Below are 20411 nucleotides of genomic sequence, written 5' to 3' on the forward strand. Positions count from 1 at the left end.
CAAAACATGCAGAAGTTCTGGTGAAGTTGTTTTCAAAGCAGAGCGAAAAAACAGCCAGCCTGTCACACTGACGGCAATTTTCCCGCCCCGTGCCATCTTTTGCAGGACATCATTGCCCCGACTGGGTTTTCTGAAAAACCCTTCGCCCGGAACATTCCTGTGTTTTCAGGTCATGTCAGGCAACCGGCACGCTTTCCGCCCGGCGTTCCCTGATCCATGTATCAAGGGCTGCGGTATCCATCGGGCGGCCAAAGTAATAGCCCTGTATCACATCGCAATCGATGTTGCGCAGCTGGGCGCACTGGGCGGCATCTTCCACCCCTTCGGCCACCACGGTCATGCCCAGAGTGTGGCCGATGCGGATGATGGCGGTCACCACCTGCCGCACGTTGCCGGTGCTGCCAAAGCCGTTCATGAAGCTGCGGTCGATCTTGACCTCGCTTATGGGCAGGCTGGCAAGGTTGGACAGGCTGGAATACCCGGTGCCGAAATCATCCATCGACAGGCCGATGCCCAGTTCGCGGATGGCCCGGGCGGTTGCCACCGTCTGCTCGAAGTTCTCGATCATGGCGGTCTCGGTCAGTTCCACGATCAGGCGTTCGGGTGGCACGTTGGTCTCGTGCAGGATGGTGGCAAGCTGCGCCACGAGTTCGGGGTCCTGAAACTGGATGGCCGATACATTGACCGATACGGTGGGCACACGAATGCCGCGGGCGATCCACTGCGCCATCTGCGTGCATGCCGCGCGTAGAGACCATACGCCAATGGCGCCGATCTGCCCCGTTTCCTCCGCCACGGGAATGAACCGCCCCGGCGAGACCATGCCCAGCGCCGCATCGTTCCAGCGTGAGAGTGCCTCCACGCCATGCAGTTCACCCGTGCTCAGGTCCACCTGCGGCTGGTAGACAAGGGTCAGCCGGTTATCGGCAATGGCCTCGCGCAGGGCGGAGGCGAGGATGATGTGATCTTCCGCCTGCCGGTTCATGGAGGGGTGGAAGAAGCGGTAGCAGCACCGCCCCGCCTTCTTGGCCTGCGCCAGCGCGGTATAGGCCTGGCGCAGCGTTTCCTCCACCGCCTGCCCGTCCTGGTGGGTGCTGATGCCGATGCTGCCCGAAATGTTGATGGGAATGCCATCGACCGTAAACGGCTCTTCAAGCGTGTGGAGGATACGCTCGGCCAGATGCGTGATGTTGGTGGCATCCTGCGTGGTCAGCACCACGAATTCATCGCCCTCCGTGCGCACCAGCACGTCGCGCCCCACAATGCCGTGGCGCAGGCGCCCCGCGAGTTCGAGCAGCATCTGGTCGGCCCGGCCCTGCCCAAGCGCCTGCACGATCTTGCGGAAACGGTCGAGGTCGATGACCATGATGCTCAGCGCCGTGGCAGGCGGCCGGGCCACGAGTTCGTTGAGGCGGCGGTTGAGCCACAGGCGGTTGGGCAGGCTGGTCAGCCGGTCGGTATAGGACAGGCGGATGATGGATTCACGGCTGCGCTGCTGCTCGATGGCCAGCATGGCCAGATGCACGCAGGCATTGACAATGCGCCGGTGCCACGCCCCCGGCTGGCCGGGCGTGCGGAAATAGAGCGAGAAGCTGCCCGCCACATCCCCATTGCGCAAGATGATGGGCACCGCCCACTCCGCCGCCAGCGCGTGCTCCGCCACGACCGCGCGCAAGGCGGGCCAGCGGTCTTCTGCCGCAAGGTCGGGCACTACCACTTCATGCGCGGTTGCGATGGCCGTGCCGCATGCGCCGCCCGCGGTGCTGGCCTCCAGCCCCTCGAACGCCTGCAGCACGGGCAGGGGCATGGCGCCATGGCCGCCGGCATGCAGCACGCCGCCGGTGCTGAGCATGACCACGGCCATGCAGTCCGGCGCGATCAGTTCGATGCGGCGGCACATGAAATCAAGCATCTCGCGCAGCGAGAACTGGTCCGTCAGCGCCTCGACCACGTCACGCTGCAGGTTGCGCAACTGCCGGTCATGCGTGATGTCGTGGATGATGATGATGATATCGGCCAGCGTGCCGTCATCCCCGTAATGCGGCGTGACCGCGCAGCGCAGCCACAGCGCCACGCCCTGCGGGCCACGGGCCTGCACATCCACCTCGAAACCGGTGCGGCGGGCAAGATGCGCGCGCAACTGGCGCAGGGTGCCGATATCGTTTTCCGCCCCTGCCAGCAGCGTGCCGAAAGGGGCGCCATGCAGCGCGTTGCGCTCCACGCCGAGCATGGTGGCGATGGCCGCATTGGCGTGGGTGATGCGGTACTGCGCATCAAGCACCACAATGCCCCGGTCGGTCGCCTGCACGATCATGGCGCTGATCTCGGCCTGCTCGCGCGCCAGTTCTTCATGCGTTCGGTCATGCAGGGCGATCAGTTCATAGGGCACGCCATCCCATTCCACGTTTTCACGGTACAGGCGCACGGGCAGGCCCAGCCCGTCCCTGCGGCGCAGCGTGGTGCAGTGTGATGGCGTGGCCCCTTGTTCTGGCAGGTCTGGCGTGGTGGCTGCATCCGCACTCGGCAGCATGCCCTTGGTAAACAAGCGGCCCAGACGGGTGGCGGCGAGTTCGGTCGCGCTGTAGCCGGTCATGGCGCAGGCGCGTGCGTTGCCATAGAGCACATGGCCCGCGCTGTCCGCCATCATCAGTGCCAGTGGCAGTTTCTCCAGAAGCGGGGAAGAAATCTGTGTGATATCTGGCATGATGGCGTCTTTCCACAAGGTCCTGGCCCACTGCTGCACGGCACACCCATGATAAAAAGGAGCGTAAAATGCGTGGTTTTTCAGGCGATAAGGGGCATTAGCGTATCTTTAACTCTATTGCGGCAGTTTTATGGCCTGCTGCTGTATTGTGTTTGCCGATCCATTTTTTCGTTTTGACTGTTCCGCCATCCGCTCATGCCGGGGCATGGTGCGGCGGTGGATCAGTATTCCGGTTTTTCTCCCTTGGCGGGAACGGAGGTGGGCGTGCCCGGCGTGCCGGCATAGGTCAGCAGCACGACGGTGCGGGTATCGCCCGTTTCCCCGCGATGCGTATCATCAACGGATTCGGCAAACGCTTCGCCCTGATGGAAAGTTTCCGTCCTACCACTATCACGATCATGAATCGTCAGCTGCCCTTCCAGCACGTAACCCGCGTTGGGCACGGGGTGGGTGTGCCATGGCAGCGCGGTATGGGCGGGAATGGTCAGGCGGATCATGGTCAGTTCCGGGCGCGTGGTGGGGTAGGGCCCGTATGCCACGCCATTCCATGAATGATCGGCCTGCAGCAGGATGTCACGATGGCCCGAGGCAACCGTCTGGCCATGGGCTGCTGTAGTGGCAAGGCTGGCAAGGCAGAGGCAGGCGGCGGCTACGCGGGCAGGGTGCAGGGGCATGGTGTATCTTTCCGCTTGTGGTTCGCTCCTGTTCCTAGCGTTCCATTCTCCGCTGCGTTGCCGCCCCGCGCGCTCACATGGCTTTGAGCGCGCGGGTGGGGCCGGGTTTTACCGGCTTTTGCCTGCTTCGGTGTTGCGCAGGTCGGCAAGGGCCTGCTGCACCTTGACCTGCTGGGCAGCAATATAGTCGTAGTAATGCTGGTAGAATGCCGGGAACGGCCCCGAGGCCCGCGCAAGGGAGGGATGGTGCGCCTGCCACCATGAAAGCGGCTGGCGTGCCTGCATGATGCGGGCATAGCGCCCGGCAAAATACTCAAGGTTGGTGCGCAGGTCGTAATAATGCGCGTTGTTAAGGTAGTGGGCGAAATTGCGGTGATACGATCCCAGCACCGGGTCATCGTAGAAAATGAGCGACAGCGAGGTATTGTAAACCTCGTTGGGGGAATGGACCGGCTCGGATTCCAGCAGCACGCCGGGTTCATCGGCCAGCCAGTCATATTGCATGAAGGTCTGGTAGGTCAGCCTGTCGTTGAATATGGCCTGAATGTTGTCCACCGGCACCGCATCGGTGCGGTGGATCAGGTTGACGAGTTCATTCTTGGGCACGGGAAAGCTCAGCGCGGCCAGCACGACAAAACGGTTGATCGGCCATTCGCTCCAGAAGCCCGCCGCCGCCAGCGCGTTATGGGTCAGGTGGTTGCAGTTGTCCTGCAATACGTTGGAATCATAGGTTTTGGGCCCGTTGCGATAGACGGCGTTGCGTTCGTTCAGAAAATCCATGATCTTGCGCATCTGGGGCTCGGTCACGGGCAGGCGGGCACAGAAGCGCGCGCGCCCCAGCGTGGTGGCGTAATCGGTGCCGACCGACATTTCATATTTCCAGTCCACGGCGGACATGTTGGCAGGCTTGCCGTTGAACACTTCCTTGTGGAAGATCACGCCATCATAAATGCCGCGCCGCTTGGCCTCGTCCTGCGTTGCCACGTAGCCTGCGCGCGTCAGTCCCTCGCCCGGTGCCAGCGTGCCATCAAAGTAGAAGGCGCTGCTTTCAGCCCCGGTCCAGTTGGCGTTGCTGTAATGGGAGTTCATGCTGAAGCCCACGCCATCGGGCCGGTCGGCCGCACGGGTTGCATCGCATTCGGTCAGCACGGGGTAGCCCGCCTTGCGGTCAAGGCACACGCCACCAAGGAACATGACGGCATGCCCGCCCGCGCCCCCGCTGATATCCGCGCCAAAGCCGGGCTTTTTCGATATCTGCGAGACCGCGCACAACTCGGCATAATATGGGAAGGCCTGATTGTACACATCAGGCCTGCTGATCCGGCCGGGATGGGTGAAATTGGTCGGCGCGCAGGCGGCCAGCAGGGCCGTGCCTGCCAGCAGGGCCGCGCAGGTCATGCGGCGAAGAAGATGGTGTGCCATGCCCATTACCGCCGTCCCCGCTCAAGTTCGGGGCACGATTGTGGCCTGTCGCGTTCCAGCCACAGCCGGGCCAAGACAAAATAGTATGCCGCCTTGAACACCGCCATGGGCAGGCGTGTTTTCAGCTTGCCCCTGAAGTCGCCCGCGAGCAGAGAGATCACCCCGTCACGCATGCGGAACTCGTTGCGCGGGTTCATGAACAGGTGGCGGATGACCGGCGTGTTGATGCGGTAGATCAGCCACGCAACCCGCTTCATGGCCGCACGGGTTTCCTGCTCCGCCCGGTGGGCGGCCCGCCGCCCCGCCTTGGGGGATTTGAGCCACGCATCCGCAACTGATACGCCCCGCTCGGCACTGCTCATGGCCAGCAGCACGCCCGAGGAGAACACGGGGTCAAGAAAGCCGAAGGCATCGCCGATCATGTAATACCCTTCTCCCCATGACTGCCCGGCATGGTAGGAGTAGTTGCCCGTGGCCGTTATGTCGCGCAGCGGCGTTGCGTTGCGCATGCGCGCGCTCACGCTCGGGCTGGCCCTGACCCTGCTCCAGAACAGGTCTGCCGGGCTGCCCTTGCGGCCTTCAAACGCCACGCGGTCGCCCACAAAGCCCACGCTCATCAGCCCGTCGGGCAGGGGGATCATCCAGAACCAGCCATTATCCACCAGATGGATGGAAATATAGCCCTCCCTGTCGCCATCGCGGAATTCGACGCCGCTGAAATGACCAAACAGGGCGGCGGTGGAATTGTATTTGTTGCTGGTCTTGTTGCCCGCGCGGCTGGCGAGGAAGGTATCGCGCCCCGAGGCATCGAGTATGAAGCGCGGCGCAAACGCCTGCTTCGCGCCATCAGGCCCCACGGCCTCGACATGGCCGCGTGCACCATCGTGTCCCGGCGCCACACTGGTCACACGGGTATTTTCCAGCAGGGTTGCACCTTCCCTGCCCGCATGGCGGAACAGCATTTCATCGAATTCGGAGCGCACGACCTGGTAGCTGTTGGTGTAGCTTTTGTCGATGCCATAGGCGAACGGGAAGGCGACGCTGCGCCCGCTCACGTCGGACACGAACTCGGCACCCGGCTTGAACACCCCGAACGCGCGCACCCGGTCCATCAGGCCAAGGCGTTCGAGAATGGGCAGGTTCCATGCCAGCAGGGATTCGCCAATATGAAAACGCGGATGGCTGTCCTTTTCCAACACGATCACCCTGCGCCCCTGCCCGGCAAGCAGGGCGGCGGCGGTTGACCCCGCAGGGCCGCCGCCAATGACAAGGACATCGCATTCCTGCGCGGGGCTGCTGCCGGTGGGGGGCGTCATGGGGCGTTCTTTCGTGCTGGGGTCCGGGGTCATGCCATGCCACCATTGATCGAGATGGTCTGGCCGTTGATGTAGGCGGCGCGATCGGAGGTAAGGAAGGCGACAAGGTCGGCCACTTCCTCCGGCTGGCCCGCGCGCTTTGCGGGCACGAGATCGGCAATCTGGCGCTGGGTCATGACCGCGTCGATGGCAGGCGAGGCAATGACGCCGGGGGCCACCACATTGACCGTAATGCCCCGGCTGGCCACCTCACGCGCCAGCGCGCGCGCGGCCCCGCTCAGCCCGGCCTTGGCCGCCGCGTAATTGGCCTGCCCCCGGTTGCCCATGATGGCCGCGACCGAGGAAATGCCCACGATCCGCCCCCATCGCGTGCCGATCATGGGCAGCAGGAGCGGCTGAAGGGTGGCAAAGAACCCGTCAAGCGATACGGACACGACCGAGCGCCACTGCTGCGCACTCATGCCCGCCATGGGTGCGTCATCATGAATGCCGGCATTATGGACCACCACCTGCACCACGCCTTCGGCCAGAAGGGTTTCGAGTGCGGTGGCGGTGGCTTCCATGTCTGACAGGTCGCACTGCCAGGCCTGCGCCGAACCGCCGGTAGCGCGGATACTGGCTGCAATGGCGCGTGCCCTGTCGATGGCGTTATGCGCATGAACGATAACATGCAGTCCGTCCTGTGCGAGGCGCTGGCAGATGGCCTGGCCCAGCGGGCTCGCGCCCCCGGTTACGAGTGCGCGTTTCATGGCTGTTGTTCCTGTGGTTGCAGCACGACAAAACCATGGCCCGTGACCAGCACGGTCCCTGCTTCGCTTTCCACGCTGAAGTGGTAGCGCATGCCCTGTTCATCGGCCTGTTCGCATGTCGCCCTGACCTGCAATGTGCCCCATTGCGGCTGGTCCAGCCGCCCCGGCGCAAGGCTGACATGGCGCAGGGTGGTCAGGTAGCCGATGCGCGGCCCGCCTGTCTGCATGTGCAGCCCCCCATGCAGGGCGGCGGCCTGCATGCCGATTTCAACCCCGCACACCATATCGAGCCGCCCGTTGCGGCGCAGCGGGTTGGCGGGGTCGAGATGCGCGCGGGTGGTGCAGTGAATTGTCTGCACATCATGGGCAATGACGCGCTCGAGCAGGCAGCTTGCCCCGGCATGAGGCATGCGTGCCTCAATATCCGCCCGGCTCAGCATGGCGTCACCTTTATGGCGACATGCCCCATATCGCCTGCCACGCAGATCTCATGCGTGCCGCCTTCGGCCATGGCGGCCAGAAGCGGCAGGCAGCGGGCCGCCGGGTTGTCATGGCATAGCGCGCGCAGCGCTGTCGTGGTCTGTGTATCGGGCAGGCTCAGCGGGGTGTCGGCTGCGCTCTGCGGCCCGTAGTCTATGTCCAGCATGGCCTGTGCGTGCGGCACGGGGTGGGGAGAGAGCACGAGCCCCACGCCAAACGTGCCCCGCGTGGCCCGTTTCTGGCCCAGGGGCTGCGGCATGGTCATGTCATAGACACACAGCAGAACGGTCTTTTCTTCCACCACCGCCTCGGCTGCGGCCTGAAGCAGGGAAAAGCCCCAGCTCCAGTCATAGCCGCCAAAACAGGCCACGGGCTGGTGGGAGTGGCTGCCGATGGTCCAGTACCCCGCCGCCGCGTTGTGCACGCAATTGTGGAACTGCGTGGGGGAGATGCCCGCTGCCGGGTCGGCAAGGGCCTGCAGGATGGCATTGACCACCATGCCATCGCCATTGGAGCTGCCAAACACGTTATGCACCGTGGCCGGGTCGCAACCGGCGGCGGCACAGGCCTGGTTTGCCACGGCCATGGCAAGGCGCACGATGGGGCTGGTGCGCCGCCGTTCGTTGGGGGGCAGGGTGGTGGGCTGCGGCAGGGCGCACGGCGTGGGCTGCCATGGCTCTTCCCCGCGCAGGATGGCGCGGGCGGGTTCCCATCCCGCCATGCCATCGGCCAGCACGGCCAGGCCCGAAATCCATACGCGCATCAGGCGGCCTTTCCAAAAATCAGGCTGCAGTTTGCCCCGCCAAAACCAAAGGCGTTGCTTATGACATGGCGCACGGGGCGGGCCATGTTGCCGGTCAGCACATCGGCGCAGAAAGCGGGGTCTACTTCATCCACGCCAAGGCAGCCGGGCATGAACCCGTGCTCAAGGGCCAGGGCGCAGATCATGGCTTCGAGCACGCCGCAGGCACCCAGCGTATGCCCCGTCCAGCCCTTGGTGGAGGCGCACGGCACATGCGCGCCGAACACGGTGCTGACTGCCCTGTCCTCCATGGCATCATTGGCGCGGGTGCCGGTGCCGTGCAGGTTGATGTAATCAATGGCGTTCACCGGCAGGCGCGCGCTGTCCAGCGCGCGTTGCATGGCCAGAACCGCGCCCGCGCCGTGGGGATGTGGGGTGGACATGTGGTGCCCGTCGCTGCTTGCCCCATAGCCGAGCAGGGTGGCGCAAAACCCGGCGGGGGGGCCGCTCATGGTGCGGCCATCAGGGCGTTCGAGCAGCACGATGCCCGCCGCCTCGCCGATCGAGATGCCATCACGCAGCGCATCGCACGGGCGGCAGCGTTGGGCCGAGACCAGCTCGAGGGCGGCAAATCCGCGCAGCGTCATGCGGCACAGGCTGTCCGCCCCGCCCACCACCACCGCATCGCAGATACCGGAACGGATCAGATAGGCCGCATCCATGAACGCGCGCGAGGAGGATGCGCACGCCATCGACACGCAAAGTGCCGGGCCGCCCAGCTCCAGTGCCGCGCGCACATACCGCGCGAGCGAGAACAGATCCTGCGTATGTTCATAATCGAAGTCCGTGGGCAGCCTGCCCTGCGCATCCATCGCGCAGAAGGCGTCCTCGCTGGCCAGCACGCCCGATGTGCTGGTGCCCATGACCACGCCAATGCGCCCCGCGCCATAATGCGCGCGGGCTGCCATGATGGCATCGGCCACGCCATCGGTGCGCAGGGCCATGTCGATCAGGCGGTTGTTGCGGCAGTCATAGGCTGCCAGTGCCGGAGGCAGGGCGTGGGTTTCCACGCCTGCAACGCAGCCCGCATAGCCGTGGGTAATACCGGCAAAATCGCACGGCTCCAGCCCGGTGCGCCGGTCGTGCAGGGCGGCCAGCGTCTGCGCCACACCAAGGCCCATGGCACTGATGCCGGTGCCCGCGGTCATGAGCAGGGTGGGCATGGCGGCGGTCATGGCCGTGCCTGCCGCGCGGTGTTGGTGACAGGTGCCGCCATCATGAAACTGAACAGCATGGCCAGGAACGCTCCTATCGCGACGGTTGAGCCGATATCACGCAAAAGCGGGGTGCGGCAGCATGCCAGGATGCCAAAGGTAAGAAGGGTCATTGTATTGCAGGTGAGCAGGGTGCGTAAGGTGCGGGCGCGTTCGGCCCGGTCGATCTGGGGGCGGGCGAAGAACAGGGCGTAATCCAGCCCCACCCCCATCACGAACTGGAGCGAAATGACATGGATGAGCGACAGCCTGACGCCCAGCACCCCCATGGCCGCAAGGATCACGATGCCCGCACTCCCCACCGCCATGCACACGCGCGCCAGTCGCCACCTGTCACGCAGGCCGAGTGCCAGCAGGGCGACCGCCATGGCAGTGCCTGCCGCCGTCCACCACAGGGCCTGATGCATGTGGTCGGCCACGATGGCGTTTGTTTCGTTGCGCATGTTCAGCACCATGATGCCGGGCTGCGTTGCGAAGGCCGCGGCAAGGGCTGCCGTATCGCGCACGGTTTCGGGCAGGATGATGCCAAACCACTGGCCCTGGCGTGCGAACAGCAGCGGGGCCAGCCGGGTGGCAACGAGCGGAGATGTCATGTCGCCCGGCTGTAACGGCGCCATGGCGCGTGTCACTGCTACATCGTGCACGAAGGGGGCAAAGGCATCGGGCTGGAACGGCAGGTCGGCGCGGGCTTCATCAAGCCTGCGGGTCAGCGCCGGCGTATCGGGCAGGCTCGCGATCCGGGCGCGCTGCACGGTGATGCTGGGCAGGAAGCGGGCGGCGTATTCCGCATCGCCCATCACGCCGCGCGCCTGAAGTGCTTCGAGCACGGGGATCAACTGTTCCTCGCGTTCGAGCACGCCCTGCACGGTGGGCGCCTGCACGATAATGGCCTGACCTGCATCGGGCGCGCCAATTTCGTGGCGCAGTTCCGTATCGAGCGCGCGCAGTGCAGGCGGCACGGGGCTGAGGGAGGCGATATCCATCTCGCGCGCGGGCGGATGGACCACGAGCACGCCCGCGCCAATCACCGGCAGGATCAGGAACCACAGGCGGTAGCGCCGCCAGGATTCAATGCGCAGGATGCCATCCGCATGGGTTGCGACACCGGGGGAAAGATCGGCCTTCTGGATCAGGCGTGGCAGGAGCCACAAGGTTGTGGCCGCAGCGCTCAAAAGCCCCGCAACCGAAAACACGCCAAGCTGCGCCAGCCCCGGCAGCCCGCAGAACACCATGCCCGTAAGCCCCAGGCAGGCGCTGGTTACCGCAAGGCGCAGGCTGGTTCCGATCCGGCGCAGGGGGGCATCTGCCGCCTCGCCCTGGTCGCGGTGACCGATCAGCAGCACGGGGTAGTCAAGCGAGACGCCGAGCATGGCCATGCCAAAGCCGAACGAGATGCCATGCACGTATCCAAACAGCACCCGCACCACAATCATCGCCACGCTGAGCGATAGCGCGAATGCAATGCCCAGCGCCGCCAGCACCCAGGGCGAGCGGAAGCGCCAGATCAGCACCGCCGTGACCAGCAGCATCGAGGCGGTGGACAGGAACTCCACATCCCCCTGCATGGCGTGCGAGGCTTTGAGCGCAAATACCGCAGGCCCGGACATGAGCAGGTGCATGCCCGGCTGCGCTGCAGCCGCGTAGGCTGCATTGATCGCGGCCTGCACCTGCTTTTGCGCATACAGGTCCATGCCATTGGCGCGGGTGCGCAGCAGCAGCAGCGCGCGGTCGCGCTCGGGGGCAAACCACACGCCATCAATGCTGCGCCCGTGGCTGTGCGGCGCCCAGGCCCGCAGCAGCGCCATGAACGCCCCGGTCGGGTCGGCCAGGCCGTAATGCTGGGCCAGTGGCTCGGCGGAGGATTCCATCATGTCCAGCACGGCCTGCATGTCATCATGCAGCGCATCGACCGAAAAATCCCGCGCGGAATCTGGAGAGGCAAGCAGGTAGCGGTGGCTGAACAGGAAGGCTTCGTCCGCGCCATCAGGCGGGCGGCTGCCATTGGTCACGGTGACGAACAGCCCGCTGCGGGCAAGGCTGTCCGCCATGGTCTGGCTGGCATGGGCCAGAACATCGGGCGGAGCACCCTCGACCCCGGCCAGAATGACCGTGGCGGCACTGCCGGACTGGATCTCGCGCATGATGAAGCGTGTATTGTCCGTGCGGCCCGCAGGCAGGAAGCCCGCCATATCCGTGCGCAGCGGTATGAGTGCAAACACGCACGCCGCCACCACCAGCGAGACCAGCAGGCCGATGGCCAGCGGCTTTATGGAGCGCGGGCGTGCCATCATGCGGGCGGGTCGATGCGCATGACCTGCGTATCTCCGTTGGCCTGCACCACGCGGATTACCGTCATGGCATTGTTCTGGCCATCAATTGTGATCGTGCGCACGTAGCGTGCCATGGCGGGTTGGGGGGTGAGTTGCAGCGTCCAGTGCGCAACATCGCCCTGTGCCGCCAGCGTATAGTCATGGCGCAGGGCGGTGATGTCGCCATCAAGCGGGGCGCGGATGGCCTCGACAAGGGCGGCAAGCTGCGCATGGTGCGACAGGTCCACCACGCGGGCCGGTCCCTGCCCGCGGGCGAGACTCAGGGTCGTGCCCTGCACGATCAGGGTTTCGGGCCTTGGTTCGCGCGTGATCTTCTGCACATGACCGGGCCGGGTATAGATCAGTTCTCCCGATGACGTGAGGTCGTGCGTCAGGGCCGCGATATGCTTGCTTTCATGGAAGGTATTGTGCCGCGCGGGCACCATGCCGATGTGGGCAATGATGGTGTCGGCCAGATCGGGCGGTGGCTGCACGGCCTGCGCGTGCCCGCTTCCTGCTCCCCAGAGCAGGGCCAGCGCCACAAAGGCGGGTGCAAGGGCGCGTTTATCGTCCGTCATGGTTACCCCCGTGTTTTCCCACCTGCGGGGCCACCCATACATCGTGGAAATTGAACCAGTTATAGGGATGGGCGCGACACAGCCCTTCCATCCAGCGGGCGTACCGTCCCATCCATGTGGCAAGCCCCTGCGCGCGCTGGCGGCGCGGGATGGTGATCTGTTGAGCCAGCAGCTCGAAGCGTACAGTGTACTGCCTGTAGCCCGTGCGCACCCCGCTGAACAGGATGACCGGCACCCCCAGCATGCTGGCCACGAGCAGCGGCCCGGCGGGAAAGGCCGCCATGCCGCCAAGGAACGGCGTGGGCACGGATTTTTCATGCCCCGGCGCCCTGTCGCCCAGCATGCCCACCAGTTCGTTGCGCGCCAGGCTTTCCTGTACGCGGATCATGGCGTCAGGCTCACCAATATCAATGATATTGCGGGCGAATTCGGGGGCAAGCTGCTCCAGCAGGCGCGTGGGTGCGCCTGCGTTGCGCCGGAACATGAGCACCCTGACCGGAAAGGGCGACATGCGGCCCACGCTGCGCAACGCTTCGAATGACCCGATATGCGCGCCCAGCAGGATGCACCCGCGCCCGCCCGCCATGGCCGCGTGCACGCACTCCAGCCCGTTGATGTCGATGCTGTATCCTTTGTAACGGCCAGAGAGGAAAAAGACCCGGTCCAGTATGGCTGCGGCAAAGGTATGGAAGTGCCGCGCCACATCCACCCCGTGCACGGGCCGGTCGAGCACGCGGGCCAGATACGCGCGCGAGGCCCGGCGCGCCTGCCGGGCCGTCAGCAGGAAATACAGCGTGATGAACGGCAGGATGGCCTCGCCAAACGGGCGGCCCACCCGCAGCGTCAGCCAGATCATGAAGCGCGAGAGCGAGGCGATGCCACGTTCGGGCCTGATCCAGCCGGGTGTGGGCTCACGCATGGGCGCCATTGCGCAAACGCCCTTTTGCCACGACCTGCGTGCCCACCGTGCAGGTAAATGCCAGGGGGTGCGTTGTGTGCGTCACGCGCACGGTATCGCCTGGCCGCACGGGGTGGAGGAATTTTATCTGTTCCAGCCGGGCGGGCTCGACCCCCATGAGGCCAAAGACCTCGCTCAGCACTACCGCGCCGGGCACAATGGGGCAGCCGGGAAAATGCCCGGCAAGGGCCGGATGGTCGGCTGCGATGCTGAAGCACCCCGCATCATGCGCAGCCGTAGCCGGAGCGGCAGGCCCGGTGGCGGGGCGCGGTTCATGCACCAGGGCGAGCAGGGCCGCGCGGGTCAGCTTGCCCAGTTCGTTGCGGGGCAGGGCATCCACGCGCACGATCCGGCGTGGCAGGAAGGCGGAGGGCACGCGCGTGCGCAGTTCTGTCAGGATATCGGATGCGGGGCGGGTGGGTGCTACCACCACAACCTCCATTCGCCCCACGGGCTGGCCCGGCGAGGTCTCGGGTTCGGGGGCAATGAAGGTGCCATCCTCAATGCCGCGCAGGCCGAGCAGGATGGCGTTCAGCCCGGCAAGGGACGTGCGCTGCCCCGCGATCTTGATGATGTCGGTCATGCGGCCTTCCAGCCTGAAGGTATCGGGCGTGAGGGGGGTGACGGCATCGGCAAGGATATGGGGCGTGGCATCAGGCGCTTCAATGCGGGCGGTGCCATCAGGGCAGCGGTGCAGGCTGATGCCGGGGTGCAGGCGCCACGCCTGTGTTGCGGTGGTGCGGCGCGTGGCGATGGAGCCGGTTTCGGTGCTGCCATAAATCTCGAAAACGGGGGCATGCCAGCAGCGTTCCGCCATCGCGGCGGTGGCGGCATCGAGCGGTGCCGTGGCGGAGATGACCCGCGCTATTGGCGGCAGGGGCGTGCGGTCGGCGAGGAACGTGCGGATGTGCAGTGGCGTGGTGAGCAGGATGCACGGCTGTGGCCCCTGATCGAGGCGGGCGCGGATATCGGCGGGGAACAGGGCAGGCCCCGTGGTGCTGATGCAGTCCGTGACGAGGGGCTGGATGACCGTCGTCTCGAAACCGTACATATGATAGGGCGGCACCGTGCCCACGATGGTGGCAACCCTGCCTGCCACCGGCGTGAACAGCTTTATGCGCGCCTGTGCCCGGCGGGTCAGCCCGCCCCATGTCTTGGCATGGGCGACCGGCGTGCCGGTGCTGCCCGATGTCAGGATATGCGCCACGACCTGCATTGCGGCAATGTCCGGGTTGGCAGGGGTGCCCGTGCCATCCAGTGACAGGGCGGAGAGGCGGATGACGGGTGTTGTGGCCGGGAGCGCGCAGGGCGGCAGGTCGGCATCGGTCACGATGGCTGCATCGGGGTAGCAGGCCAGCAGATGCGCAAGCAGGCCCGCAGCCCTGCTGCCCGGCAGCACGCTGTACTGCCCGCGCAGCACGGCGGCGCAGAAGGCGGTGGTAAAGTACAGCCTGTCGCGGCACAGGTTGATGATGGGCCGCGGCGGGAGTGTTGCAGCAATGGCGTGGGCCGCATGGAGCACGCCATTGCCCGTTATCAGGCGTTCCGGTGTTCTGAACAGGGGGGCTGCCGGATGGCCGAGTAGGGGAAACGCATGCATGCTGATGGCTTAGGAGGGCGAATGCGCTGCTATGTAATGGGTCAGGCTGCGCACGGAGCGGAAGATATCCACTTTATTGGCATTGTCCGAACGGAGTTCCACCCCGTACTGCCGCTTGATTGCCAGCGAGAGTTCCAGCGCATCAATGGAGTCCAGACCAAGGCCATCGCCAAACAGGGGGCCGTCCATCTCGATTGTGGAGACGGGCATGTCCAGTTGCAGGGTCTCTACAATAAGGGTCGCTACTTCGGTTTCTGATGGAGATGGAGGGTTTTCCGCCACTAATTTATGCCTATTATTTATATTAATATCAGAAGGTTTCGGATCGGGAGCATACCCCGCCCCATGGCCTGTAACAATGCTGAATCATTTTGTAACAGAAGTCGGGGTTTGTGCATCGCGCTCCAGTGTGATGCCAGTATGTAGGTTCTTACGGTCAGGCGGTCATATGCGTTTAGCTGGCATTATCATGCTGTTTGTGGCGAGTGTAGGGGCGCATGTTCTCTCGGGCCTGGGGTTTTTGGCGCCTGCCGCCCGCTGGCTGGTAACCGGGCAGGCCATGGCGTGCTGCTTGCTGCTGGCGGCTTCATCCATTCGCTGGCGGGTGGCATGGGGGGCGGGCCTTGCAGCCGTTGCAGCGCCTGGATACGCGCTACCCCCCGGTTTTGTGCTGCTGGCGGATTCCGTGGTGCTGTATGCCGTGCTTCAGGGCGCGTTACTGCTGCTGTTCGCCCGCACCCTGCGGCCGGGGCGTGAGCCGCTTGTCACCATGCTGGCCCGCCAGGTGCATGGCACGCTGCGGCCCGATGTGCGGCTTTATACCCGCCAGCTGACATGGGCATGGAGTATTTTCTTTGCAGTGCAGCTATTTTTGCCCGCCCTCCTTGTGCTGGTGGGGCCTGCGGGGTGGTGGCGCGCGGTGCTGCATGGGGCAAGCATGCCGCTTGTGCTGGTCATGTTCGGGGTTGAGGCCGGGGTGCGGCGCTGGCGCATCCGCAATTTCGATCATGCCTCGATCATGGACTCCGTCAGGGCCTTCAACAACCGCGCGCGGGGGTGAGGGGCCGCCCCTTCACGCCCGTGCAGCGCGCCTGCGCAGGGGGCGCAACAGCAGGCGACCAAGAAAAATGATCATGAGCCGCACATGCATGCGGATCAGCAGCAGGTTGTCGCGCAGGTAATGGAAGTGGGAGATACCTCCTTCATCGCGGCTGAGGTAGCGCACGGGTGAGTCAAGATTGACGCAGGCCAGCCCGCGCCAGCACAGGCGCACGGCGGCCTCGGGGTCGAAATCATAGCGACGCATGCCCGATACCGTATCCATGACCGCCAGCAGGTCGGCCGCCGGATAGACCCGGAAGCCGAACAGTGAATCCCCGATGTCACTGCCCGGCGTTTCCAGCCGCGCCCACCAGTTGGAAATCCGGCGCCCCTGCACCCGCAGGGCGGGCGCATCATCGGCAAAGACCGGCCGCCCCAGAATCATGGCCGCCGGTGTGTGGCGTGACGCGTTGATGAACCGGCCAATCTGTGCGGCAGGGTGCTGCCCGTCGGCATCCATGGTCAGGATATGGGTGTAACCGTGGGTGCGTGCCCAGCGCAGACCATGATGGATGGCCGCCCCCTTGCCCCGGTTGCGCGGCAGATGCGTGACCGACAGGCCAGGATGGGTGGCGGCAAGGGCGGGCAGGGCGTCGGCGCTGCCATCTGTGCTGCCATCGACAACAACCAGCACATCGGGCCAGCAGGCCAGGGCTTCGGCCACCGTGCGCGCCAGGACCGGGCCGGTATTGTAGGAGGGAATGACGACAAGGTGCCGTGGGGCGGGCGGGTTCATGCCATGCCTCCATGGGGTGCCTGCCGGGCAAGGGCCTCGGTCAGCCACCGCTGCACCTGTCTGGCCAGTTGGCGGGATGTCATGGTGTGGGTGGCCTGCGGGGGCAGGGTCGCGCCGCGCGTGACGGTATAGGTAATGGGCAGCGCCGGGCGACGCAGCAGGGACGCGCCTTTGCGCAGGTAGGGCGAACTGGTGGTGATGACCATTGTCTGCACCGTGCAGCCCGCCTGCATGGCAATGGCGGCGAAGGCGGGGTGAAAGACGTCATTCGCCCCAGCCCGGTCCGAGCGTGTGCCTTCGGGAAACAGCAGGATGGGCTGGCCCGCGCGCGCATGCGCAACCGTGCTGCGGATCAGGCGTAGCGGCGTATCGTTGCCGGGATATTGCGCAAGGCGCAGCGCTGCGCCGTAAAACGGATGATCGAGCAGGGACTGTTTGGTGACACAGACAAGATCGGGCAGATAGGCGGTGAACAGCATGGCATCCATCAGTGAGGGATGATTGGCCACCACCACGGTATTGCGGATATGGGCCAGTGCCCTGAGGTCGCGCGGGTTGCACCGGATCCCGCCCAGCCCGCGCAGCACGTTGAGCGAAAGCCGCGACATGAGCCAGACCCACCGCCGCCCGACCGTGCCCCGCCACCTGCGTGGCACGACCGGGCTCAGCAGCAGCGCAACAGTATTGAACACGGCAAAGGCCCAGACAGCATAGACAAGGCCGATGCAGAAAATAATTCTATGCCAGCCTCTCCGCGCCATCGTGCGTATCATATCCATAAAACAGAACCGGGCTGCCACGACAGAACGGGGCACCTGATAACCCATTATGGCGGAAGGGGGTGTAACTTCCTAGGGGCCGTTAGCTTTGAATGATGGAACGCACGGCATGGCTGTTTTGTGATGCGCATGATGCCGTCTGTCTTTATGGTCAGGCCCTGGTCCGTAACCGCGCCTGCTCAATGCATCATTGATCTGGCGCAGGCGCGAAACGATAGCTTTCAATCTGGCGTTCCAGCGCACGGATGGTATTATACGGCACGGTCATTTTCAGACGTGCGGCAAGCGTATTCCAACGATCTGCCACAGATTGAAGCTCCGTCTGGTAAGGCATGGTGGGCGAGAGCTGCTCGGTCCAGGCCAGAATGGGCTCAGACCCGAACAGTATGCCGCCTGTCGCCGCGACCAGCACGATGACCAGCAGGCGGCGCGTGGGGGATGGGTTGGAAAACTGCGTCATCAGAACTGAAAATATATGAAGGGGGCGACACCACTTGGCCCTGCGGCATCAATCATCAGCACGCACAGGCCAAACGCAAGGGCAAGAACCCAGTCTGGCGTACGCTGCACGACACGGAGCGCGCCAACACGCTCAGGTATGTTTCCGGACACGAAATGCAGACCGATACCAAGCGCAATCAGGCCCAGGGTAAAAGGAGTGACCTGTGCAAAGCTGCCAGGCTTCAGCGGCGTCATGGACTGCAGGTAAAGCCAGACACTTTCCATATCTTCCGCATGGAAAAACAGCCATGTGAAACAGACGAGGTGGAATACCACAAGCACTGCCATAACACGCGCAGGACCCCGCGTCTTTTCCAGACGATCGGAGAAAGGACGCTCCAGCAGCAGGCCACCGCCATGCAGGGCACCCCACATGACAAATTTCATGGTCGCGCCGTGCCACAATCCGCCGAGTAGCATGGTAATCATGAGGTTGGCGGATGTGCGCACCCGACCATGACGACTGCCACCAAGGGGAATATAGAGATAGTCCCGCAGCCAGAAAGACAGCGTCATATGCCAACGCCGCCAGAAATCGCGCAGGGATGGGCTACGGTAAGGCTGGTTGAAGTTTTGCGGAAACTCGAAACCCAGGAGTGCGGCCAGACCAATGGCAATATCCGTATACCCGGAAAAATCACAGAAGATCTGAACGGCAAACCCATAGAGCGCGAATAACAGGTCCAGGGTCGAAAAACTGGCAGGGTCAGCAAAAACCGGGTCAACAAGCTGCGTGCCCAGATAACTGGCCAGGATCACCTTTTTGAAAAGGCCGCCCGCAATCATCAGCAGGGCTGTTGCCACGGGCGGCGGCGTAAGCGAGGGCCGCTCGAGTTGCGGCAGAAATTTGGAAGACCTCACGATCGGGCCTGCCACAAGCTGCGGAAAGAAAGACATGTAGAGCATCATGTCTGTAAAACGGCGGCAGCGCGTGACCTTGCCGCGGTATACATCGACAATATAACTGATGCCGTGAAAGGTAAAAAACGAAATGGCAACCGGCAAAAGGATTTCAATGAGCGGAACGGGCTCTCCCCAGCCAGCATCGCGTGTCATTTTGTTAAAAGACGTGGCAAAGAAATCGTAATATTTAAAAAATGCCAGAACAAGCAGCTGGATTCCGATCCCGCAGCCAACCATCCATTTCCGTAACCGTGGCCTGTCTTCTTCTGGCAGCCATCGACCGACCGAATAGCTGACAGCCGTGCTGGACAGCAGCAGAATGCAGAAATGCCAGTTCCAGAAAGCACAAAAAACATAGCTTGCGACAACCAGAAAAAGCTTCTTGATTTCCCACAGGCCACCGGTCAATGCCAGAATGACAGCAACGGAAATAAAGAATAAAGCAAAGTTAAGCGTTGGAAAAAGCATTATTTTTTATGTTTCTGTGAAGACCATAAACCGTAGCCATTCATTAAATCATTATACAATGACGCGGCAGTCTGCTGGTAGCCGACTTTCAGGAGGTGGACATGGTCCCTGGCTGCGATTGGTGGATTGCGCGCGCCCCAGACAAGAATGGTGCAGCGCCCATCAGGGTGCGTGGTATCGGCCATGGCCTGACGCCAGTCCCACTGCATCCAGTGGTTGCGCTGGGCAACACTTGTCTGTGCCTGACGGACAGTATCGAGCGCGGGCGGCGTGGCGAATCCCCTGGTCCCGTATGCCAATTTATCGCATGAGCGGGCATAGGGGGCCTGCCGTTCCTGACGAACGCCATCAGGGGGCAATGTGACAACAATGCCGGCCATGGGGGCAGCACTATGCAGATCCTGTATGATCTGTTCATACCGGGCTGAATATGAATCAAAATTCGTTGTGGTGTTGAAGCCCTCGTTGGTTCCAAAGGCAACGATCAGCAGGCTTGGTTTAAGGTGCCTGATTTCTTCCGATAATATGCCGGGATCAACCTTGCTCAGGATATCTATGGTAGAGCCTGTAATACCGAGGTTGGAATATAATATTCCCGGCTCCGGCCTTGCCTGGTTTCCTTTTCCCACTTCCCAGCCCAGTATATCGACCGGGCCATCGCCCATGGCCGATACGGTTACTGAACGGGTATCGGGCGTGGTGGGCATCCGCAGCCACATGGCGTCAGAATTCCGGGATGACGCTGTTGAAATGACGGTGCGCCCACCATCATCTGCCTCCACGATAATCCGGCCGCCGCCTGGCTGGCCCAGAAACTCCACCATGCCACGGCCAAGCCCACCGGCCTCATCTGCGGTAATGGTCATGCTGGCAGGCGCATCTGCATGCTGCCTGACCAGACTGATGCCCCAGGGGCCTGTCGCTGTCTTGCTGAACGCACTGACAGCGCTCCACCCTGTAGAGGAAACCGTAACCTGTGCGGGGTGATAATAGCGGAACGGTACGCCGGGCTGCAAAAAACCCCGGCCCGCATTGCCGAACTGCTGTTGCAGCGCGGTGCGCATCTGGTCGCTAAACGCATCGTTGGCGCTGTGGCTATCACCAATCTGCAATATGG

At 63.7% G+C, this 20411-nt stretch carries 19 protein-coding genes; 1 reads left to right on the plus strand and 18 read right to left on the minus strand.

Annotation, left to right across the window (positions count from 1 at the left end):
- Window positions 1–175 precede the first annotated feature (175 nt).
- The 13 genes from FMA36_RS06705 to FMA36_RS06765 all read right to left on the minus strand — a co-directional run bounded on the left by FMA36_RS06705 (window position 176) and on the right by FMA36_RS06765 (window position 15088).
- On the minus strand, window positions 176–2704 hold the full coding sequence (locus FMA36_RS06705) for an EAL domain-containing protein (protein ID WP_159261699.1): 2529 nt from the start codon (window positions 2702–2704) through the stop codon (window positions 176–178).
- Window positions 2705–2925: 221 nt separating this feature from the next.
- The gene (locus FMA36_RS06710) at window positions 2926–3378 is read right to left on the minus strand and encodes a cupin domain-containing protein (protein WP_159261700.1); all 453 of its coding nucleotides are present in this window, start codon (window positions 3376–3378) and stop codon (window positions 2926–2928) included.
- A gap of 108 nt (window positions 3379–3486) precedes the next feature.
- Window positions 3487–4800 carry a hypothetical protein gene (locus tag FMA36_RS06715; RefSeq protein ID WP_159261701.1) on the minus strand — a complete coding sequence of 438 codons (1314 nt, stop codon included), beginning with the start codon at window positions 4798–4800 and terminating at the stop codon, window positions 3487–3489.
- Between the two features lie 5 nt (window positions 4801–4805).
- Complete coding sequence (locus FMA36_RS06720) at window positions 4806–6149, minus strand: NAD(P)/FAD-dependent oxidoreductase (RefSeq protein WP_240906502.1); 1344 nt, start codon at window positions 6147–6149, stop codon at window positions 4806–4808.
- On the minus strand, window positions 6146–6865 hold the full coding sequence (fabG, locus tag FMA36_RS06725) for a 3-oxoacyl-ACP reductase FabG (RefSeq protein WP_159261702.1): 720 nt from the start codon (window positions 6863–6865) through the stop codon (window positions 6146–6148). The genes FMA36_RS06720 and fabG overlap by 4 nt, the downstream gene beginning before the upstream one ends.
- On the minus strand, window positions 6862–7305 hold the full coding sequence (locus FMA36_RS06730; RefSeq protein WP_159261703.1) for a hotdog family protein: 444 nt from the start codon (window positions 7303–7305) through the stop codon (window positions 6862–6864). Before FMA36_RS06730 ends, fabG begins: the two co-directional genes overlap by 4 nt.
- A complete protein-coding gene (locus FMA36_RS06735) occupies window positions 7299–8108 on the minus strand; it encodes a beta-ketoacyl synthase chain length factor (RefSeq protein ID WP_159261704.1) in 810 nt (269 codons plus the stop codon). Before FMA36_RS06735 ends, FMA36_RS06730 begins: the two co-directional genes overlap by 7 nt.
- Window positions 8108–9322: a beta-ketoacyl-[acyl-carrier-protein] synthase family protein gene (locus FMA36_RS06740; protein WP_240906503.1), complete on the minus strand. Its 1215-nt coding sequence runs from the start codon at window positions 9320–9322 to the stop codon at window positions 8108–8110. Before FMA36_RS06740 ends, FMA36_RS06735 begins: the two co-directional genes overlap by 1 nt.
- Window positions 9319–11652, minus strand: coding sequence for an MMPL family transporter (locus FMA36_RS06745; RefSeq protein ID WP_240906504.1), 2334 nt, complete (start codon window positions 11650–11652; stop codon window positions 9319–9321). Before FMA36_RS06745 ends, FMA36_RS06740 begins: the two co-directional genes overlap by 4 nt.
- A complete protein-coding gene (locus FMA36_RS06750; protein ID WP_159261705.1) occupies window positions 11649–12248 on the minus strand; it encodes a LolA-related protein in 600 nt (199 codons plus the stop codon). The genes FMA36_RS06745 and FMA36_RS06750 overlap by 4 nt, the downstream gene beginning before the upstream one ends.
- Complete coding sequence (locus FMA36_RS06755) at window positions 12235–13167, minus strand: LpxL/LpxP family acyltransferase (protein WP_159261706.1); 933 nt, start codon at window positions 13165–13167, stop codon at window positions 12235–12237. The genes FMA36_RS06750 and FMA36_RS06755 overlap by 14 nt, the downstream gene beginning before the upstream one ends.
- Window positions 13160–14806 carry an AMP-binding protein gene (locus FMA36_RS06760; RefSeq protein ID WP_159261707.1) on the minus strand — a complete coding sequence of 549 codons (1647 nt, stop codon included), beginning with the start codon at window positions 14804–14806 and terminating at the stop codon, window positions 13160–13162. The genes FMA36_RS06755 and FMA36_RS06760 overlap by 8 nt, the downstream gene beginning before the upstream one ends.
- Window positions 14807–14815: 9 nt before the next feature.
- Complete coding sequence (locus FMA36_RS06765) at window positions 14816–15088, minus strand: phosphopantetheine-binding protein (RefSeq protein ID WP_159261708.1); 273 nt, start codon at window positions 15086–15088, stop codon at window positions 14816–14818.
- Between the two features lie 166 nt (window positions 15089–15254).
- Here FMA36_RS06765 and FMA36_RS06770 point away from each other — a divergent pair, with 166 nt between their 5' ends.
- Entirely contained in the window at window positions 15255–15866 is a 612-nt protein-coding gene (locus FMA36_RS06770; protein WP_159261709.1) for a COG4648 family protein, read from the plus strand.
- Between the two features lie 12 nt (window positions 15867–15878).
- Here FMA36_RS06770 and FMA36_RS06775 read toward each other — a convergent pair whose 3' ends face one another.
- The 5 genes from FMA36_RS06775 to FMA36_RS06795 form a co-directional block, all read right to left on the minus strand.
- Window positions 15879–16643 carry a glycosyltransferase family 2 protein gene (locus tag FMA36_RS06775; RefSeq protein WP_159261710.1) on the minus strand — a complete coding sequence of 255 codons (765 nt, stop codon included), beginning with the start codon at window positions 16641–16643 and terminating at the stop codon, window positions 15879–15881.
- Window positions 16640–17404 carry a lysophospholipid acyltransferase family protein gene (locus FMA36_RS06780; protein ID WP_159261711.1) on the minus strand — a complete coding sequence of 255 codons (765 nt, stop codon included), beginning with the start codon at window positions 17402–17404 and terminating at the stop codon, window positions 16640–16642. Before FMA36_RS06780 ends, FMA36_RS06775 begins: the two co-directional genes overlap by 4 nt.
- A 205-nt stretch (window positions 17405–17609) precedes the next feature.
- Entirely contained in the window at window positions 17610–17882 is a 273-nt protein-coding gene (locus FMA36_RS06785; RefSeq protein ID WP_159261712.1) for a hypothetical protein, read from the minus strand.
- Window positions 17882–18979: an MBOAT family O-acyltransferase gene (locus FMA36_RS06790; protein ID WP_240906505.1), complete on the minus strand. Its 1098-nt coding sequence runs from the start codon at window positions 18977–18979 to the stop codon at window positions 17882–17884. The genes FMA36_RS06785 and FMA36_RS06790 overlap by 1 nt, the downstream gene beginning before the upstream one ends.
- A 314-nt stretch (window positions 18980–19293) precedes the next feature.
- Window positions 19294–20406: a GDSL-type esterase/lipase family protein gene (locus FMA36_RS06795; protein ID WP_240906506.1), complete on the minus strand. Its 1113-nt coding sequence runs from the start codon at window positions 20404–20406 to the stop codon at window positions 19294–19296.
- Window positions 20407–20411: the final 5 nt, after the last annotated feature.

Origin of the sequence: Komagataeibacter xylinus (assembly GCF_009834365.1) — a bacterium.
Taxonomy (GTDB): Bacteria; Pseudomonadota; Alphaproteobacteria; order Acetobacterales; family Acetobacteraceae; genus Komagataeibacter; species Komagataeibacter xylinus_D.